The sequence below is a fragment of the Neisseria sicca VK64 genome, assembly GCF_000260655.1.
In the GTDB taxonomy this organism is placed as follows: Bacteria; Pseudomonadota; Gammaproteobacteria; order Burkholderiales; family Neisseriaceae; genus Neisseria; species Neisseria sicca_B.
The window spans coordinates 1-5263 of the sequence record NZ_AJMT01000123.1 but is presented as its reverse complement, the minus strand read 5'-3'; the positions used below and the strand labels follow the sequence as shown (position 1 = coordinate 5263).

General features: G+C 54.2%; 3 protein-coding genes and 1 pseudogene. 3 read left to right on the top strand and 1 reads right to left on the bottom strand.

Going from position 1 to position 5263, the window contains the following annotated elements; translation table 11 throughout:
- Window positions 1-605: 605 nt before the first annotated feature.
- The 3 genes from efeU to efeB all read left to right on the top strand — a co-directional run bounded on the left by efeU (window position 606) and on the right by efeB (window position 4283).
- Entirely contained in the window at window positions 606-1442 is an 837-nt protein-coding gene (gene efeU / locus HMPREF1051_RS07510) for an iron uptake transporter permease EfeU (protein ID WP_003766604.1), read from the top strand.
- Between the two features lie 54 nt (window positions 1443-1496).
- Window positions 1497-2660, top strand: coding sequence for an iron uptake system protein EfeO (gene efeO, locus HMPREF1051_RS07505; RefSeq protein ID WP_003766598.1), 1164 nt, complete (start codon window positions 1497-1499; stop codon window positions 2658-2660).
- Between the two features lie 354 nt (window positions 2661-3014).
- Complete coding sequence (efeB, locus tag HMPREF1051_RS07500) at window positions 3015-4283, top strand: iron uptake transporter deferrochelatase/peroxidase subunit (RefSeq protein WP_003766606.1); 1269 nt, start codon at window positions 3015-3017, stop codon at window positions 4281-4283.
- A 344-nt stretch (window positions 4284-4627) separates the two neighbouring features.
- Here efeB and HMPREF1051_RS07495 read toward each other — a convergent pair.
- Window positions 4628-5032 (bottom strand): annotated as a pseudogene (locus HMPREF1051_RS07495) (transposase); the annotation flags it as partial.
- Between the last annotated feature and the right edge of the window lie 231 nt (window positions 5033-5263).

The following is a 5263-nucleotide window of genomic DNA, read 5'->3' as shown; positions in this document are numbered from 1 at the left end:
GAAAGCGTATGACGTTGATTCGCTTTGTTTTGCGGTAAATTCTGACGCTGCCTTTTGGCTTGTTTAAATAATGGTTTACTGATGAAATAATAAAAATTATTTGCATTTGTGCGACTCCGTTTATAAACTCTTACTTTTAAGACAGGCAGATGGCGGTACTTTGTCAGACTTGAGATAAAGAGACGGCGGAATCAGATATCCGATAGATATTTTTGGCGTATCAGACAGTATTTCAAACCCGATATTTTCAAACAAAATTTCTACTGCCCTGTCTAACTGGGGCCGTCTGAATTTTTTAGAGAGGTTTGTCATGTCCGTCATGCTGATACCGATAGCCCTTTTCTTCTCTTTCTTCTTTAGGGCGTTGGACGGTGACACAATCATTTGTTTTAGCCGTAACAAGTTTTTCAGCCGCAAGCTTTTGTATTGCGGAACGCGGGGCGTGTTTGTTTATCGCGTTGTCCGAGGGGAAGCCTGTGGTTCGGCCATGAAGGTTTCGATAGGCTTCATGAATATTTGCTGTATGTAAATTCGAATGCGGTGAAGGCAAAATGGGCTGGTTTTGGCCCTCATATGGATATTAAGTTTTAAGGTTTGTTTTATATATGTTGATTGCTTTTTTGATTATGTTGCGCGAGGGTATCGAGGCGGCTTTGATCGTCGGTATCGTCGCCGGTTTTTTGAAACAGTCGGGACATTCGCGGCTGATGCCTAAGGTGTGGCTGGGTGTGGCTTTGGCTGCGCTGATGTGTTTGGGCATCGGATACGGCATCCATTCGGCAACGGGCGAGATTCCGCAGAAGGAGCAGGAATTTGTGGTCGGCGTTATCGGTTTGGTGGCGGTGGCGATGCTGACTTATATGATTTTATGGATGAAAAAAGCCGCCCGTTCGATGAAGCAGCAGCTTCAGGATTCGGTTCAGACGGCCTTAAACCGCGGCAACGGCCAAGGCTGGGCTTTGGTCGGCATGGCTTTTCTGGCTGTGGCGCGCGAGGGGCTGGAGAGTGTGTTTTTCCTCTTGGCGGTGTTTCAGCAGAGTCCGACTTGGTCTATGCCCGTCGGCGCGGTATTGGGGCTGCTGGCCGCAGTGGTCATCGGCGCGCTGATTTATCAGGGCGGTATGCGTCTGAATCTGGCGAAGTTTTTCCGCTGGACGGGCGCGTTTTTGATTGTGGTGGCCGCCGGTTTGGTGGCCGGTTCGCTGCGCGCGCTGCATGAGGCGGGCGTGTGGAACCACCTGCAAGAAGTGGTGTTTGATTCTTCCAAATACCTGCATGAAGACAGCCCGCTGGGCGTGCTGCTCGGCGGCTTCTTCGGCTATACCGACCACCCGACGCAGGGCGAGGTGCTGGCGTGGCTGCTGTATTTGGTTCCGGTCATGATTTGGTTTCTGCACGGCAGCAAGCCTGCTGCCGTGCAGAAGTCGTCTGAAAGCCATTAGTGGCGCTTAAAAATTCCGTATCCCATTCTTATCAACATGCCAAAGAGGTTTGAAATGAAAAAACTCAATATAACTGCTTTATCCGTGATGCTGGCTTTGGGTCTGACCGCGTGTCAGCCGCCCGAAGCGGAAAAATCCGCGCCTGCCGCATCAGGTGCATCAAGCGCAAATGCCGGCGGCACCGTCAACGTCGGCGTGAACGACACCGCCTGCGAACCGATGGAACTGACCGTACCGAGCGGACAAGTCGTGTTCAACATCAAAAACAACAGCGGCCGAAAGCTCGAATGGGAAATCCTCAAAGGCGTAATGGTGGTCGACGAGCGCGAAAACATCGCCCCCGGACTTTCCGACAAAATGACCGTTACCCTGCTGCCGGGCGAATACGAAATGACCTGCGGCCTCTTGACCAACCCGCGCGGCAAATTGGTAGTAACCGACAGCGGCTTTAAAGAAACCGGCAACGAAGCCGATTTGGAAAAACTTGCCAAACCGCTTGCCGACTATAAAGTTTACGTCCAAGGCGAAGCCAAAGAGCTGGTTGCCAAAACCAAAGCCTTCACCGACGCCGTCAAAGCGGGCGACATCGAAAAAGCCAAATCCCTGTTTGCCGCCGCCCGCACCCACTACGAACGCATCGAGCCGATTGCCGAACTCTTCAACGAACTCGACCCCGCCATCGACGCGCGTGAAGACGACTTCAAAGACAAAACCGAAGACGCGGCCTTCACCGGCTTCCACCGCATCGAACACGCCCTGTGGGTCAAAAAAGACGTATCCGGCGTGAAAGACATTGCCGACAAACTCATGAAAGACGTTGAAGCCCTGCAAAAAGAAATCGACGCCCTCTCCTTCCCGCCGAACAAAGTCGTCGGCGGCGCGGCAGTGTTGATTGAAGAAGTTGCCGGCAGCAAAATCAGCGGCGAAGAAGACCGTTACAGCCACACCGACTTGAGCGACTTCCAAGCCAACATCGAAGGCGCGCAAAAAATCGTCGAACTCTTCCGTCCGATGATTGCCGAGAAAAACAAAGCCCTGCTCGAAAAAGTCGATGCCAACTTCAAACAAGTAACCGACATCCTCGCCAAATACAAAACTAAAGACGGTTTTGAAACCTACGACAAACTCAGCGACGCAGACCGCAAAACCCTTCAGGCACCGATTAACGCCCTTGCCGAAGACCTGAGCCAACTGCGCGGCACACTGGGTCTCAAATAAACTTTTTACCCGCCCGTTTCAGACGACCTTTTGAGATACAAGGGGTCGTCTGAAAACTTATCGCTGACAGCAGTTATGCCCGCGCGGCAATCGCAGACGTAGCGTGGGCTTTGCCCACGAACCCCCAAAGCCGTGTAGGTCGGATACTTGTATCCGACAAAGCAATCGTAGGTTGGGTCGAGACCCAACAAAACCTCTTCATTCCAACGTTTTGTCAGGTTTAACCACCCAACCTAACCCTACCGTCAGCCCTGTTGGTCGGATACTTGTATCCGACAAAGTACAAACCGCGACACACCTTGCCGTCATGCCAAACGTCGGATTCAAGAATCCGACCTACATTCAGGACAAACCATGAGCCAAGACAATTCACAACCCACCCAACCGACCAAACGCACCCTGTTCAAAACCGTCCTTGCCGCAGGCGCAGCCGGCGCGGCAGGCTGGTTCGCCGGCAAACAACAAGGCGAAACCGCCGCCGAGACCCGTCTCAACGAACACTCCCCGCAAGCCTACCCCTGCTACGGCACCCACCAGGCCGGCATCACCACCCCGCACCAACTCTTCGGCATCATGTGCGCCTTCGACGTAACCGCCAAAGACCCCAAACAACTCGAAAACCTCTTCCGCACCCTTACCGCCCGCATCGAATTCCTCACCCAAGGCGGCGAATACCAAGACGGCGACGAAAAACTCCCTCCCGCAGGCAGCGGCCTGCTCGGCAAAACATTCCGCCCCGACGGCCTCACCATCACCGTCGGCGTCGGCAGCAGCCTCTTTGATGACCGTTTCGGACTCAAAGACAAAAAACCCCGCCACCTCCAAGAAATGCGCGACTTCCCCAACGACCGCCTCCAAAAATCATGGTGTGACGGCGACCTCAGCCTCCAAATCTGTGCCTTCACCCCCGAAACCTGCCAAGCCGCCCTGCGCGACATCATCAAAAACACCGCCCAAACCGCCGTCATCCGCTGGAGCATAGACGGCTGGCTGCCCAAAGCCGAACCCGGCGCCATCGCCGCCCGCAACCTCCTAGGCTTCCGCGACGGTTCCGGCAACCCCGACGTATCCGATCCCAAAATTGCCGACCAAGTCCTCTGGACAGGCATCGCCGCCAACAGCCAAGACGAACCCGCCTGGGCGAAAAACGGCAGCTACCAAGCCGTCCGCCTCATCCGCCACTTCGTCGAATTCTGGGACAGAACCCCCTTGCAGGAACAAACCGAAATCTTCGGCCGCCGCAAATACAGCGGCGCCCCCATGGACGGCAAAAAAGAGAGCGACACCGCCGACTTCGCCAAAGACCCCGACGGCAAAACCACCCCCAAAGACAGCCACATGAGGCTCGCCAACCCGCGCGACCCCGAGTTCATGAAAAAACACCTGCTCTACCGCCGCGCCTTCAACTACTCCCGCGGCCTCGCCGCCAACGGCCAGCTCGACGTCGGCCTGATTTTCATCTGCTACCAAGCCAACCTCGCCGACGGCTTCATCTTCGTCCAAAACCTGCTCAACGGCGAACCGCTGGAAGAATACATCAGCCCCTTCGGCGGCGGCTATTTCTTCATCCTCCCCGGTGTAGAAAAAGGCGGCTTCCTCGCCCAAAGCCTGCTCAGCGCGTGAACACAGATTTAGGATAAACCAACCCGTAGCGTGGGCTTCGCCCACGACCTTTCACCGAACATCCGAATCCAATTATCCCTGTTCATTCTGACGGCGCAGAGGTCTTATCCGTAAAGCTCTCTCTGCAAAAAGGTCGTCTGAAAACTAAGTATTCCGGTTTTCAGACGACCTTTCCGTCAAATAGGCACAGACTTGGGACAAACCGAACCCGTAGCGTAGGCTTCGCCCACGACCTTCTCCCCAAACATCCGAATCCAATCATCTCTGTTTATTCGTGGATAGAACCCACGCTACGTGCGGCTTGGTTTTTAATCAGTATTATGAACCATCATTCCCGCGCAGGCGGGTTTGCTGCATATTCTGAGGTGTTGCCACAACGTGCCGCCGTTGCTTTTGTCTTGGCGGAGGTAGCGGTAAACGGTGCTGTGATGGAGTGTGATCCCGTGGTGTTTGCGCAGGTAGGCGCATACCTGTTCGGGACTGAGTTTGCGGCGGATAAGGGTGTCGATGTGTTGAACCAGCCGCGAATCGAGCTTATAGGGTTTTCGCTTATGCTGTTTGGTCAGCCGGCTTTGCTTCTGTGCTTTTTCGGCGCTGTATTGCTGTCCTTGGATGCAGTACCGCTTGATTTCTCGGCTGATGGTGCTTTTGTGGCGGTTAAGTTGTTTGGCGATTTCGGCGATGGTGCAGTGGCGGGACAGGTATTGGATATGGTATCGTTCGTCTTGGGTCAGTTGTGTGTAGCTCATGGCAATCTTTCTTGCAGGAAAGGCCGTATGCTACCGCATACTGGCCTTTTTCTGTTATGGAAAGTTGCACTTCAAATGCGAATCCGCCGACCTTTCCACATAGGTCTCCCCATACATCCTGATCTGACGGCTGAATGAAGCGGGACAGGCATGGCAGCCTTACCCGCCCGACACGAAGGCCGTCCGACTCCGGACTGGATTCGGACGGCCTTTTCATCACCGGGTTTGCAT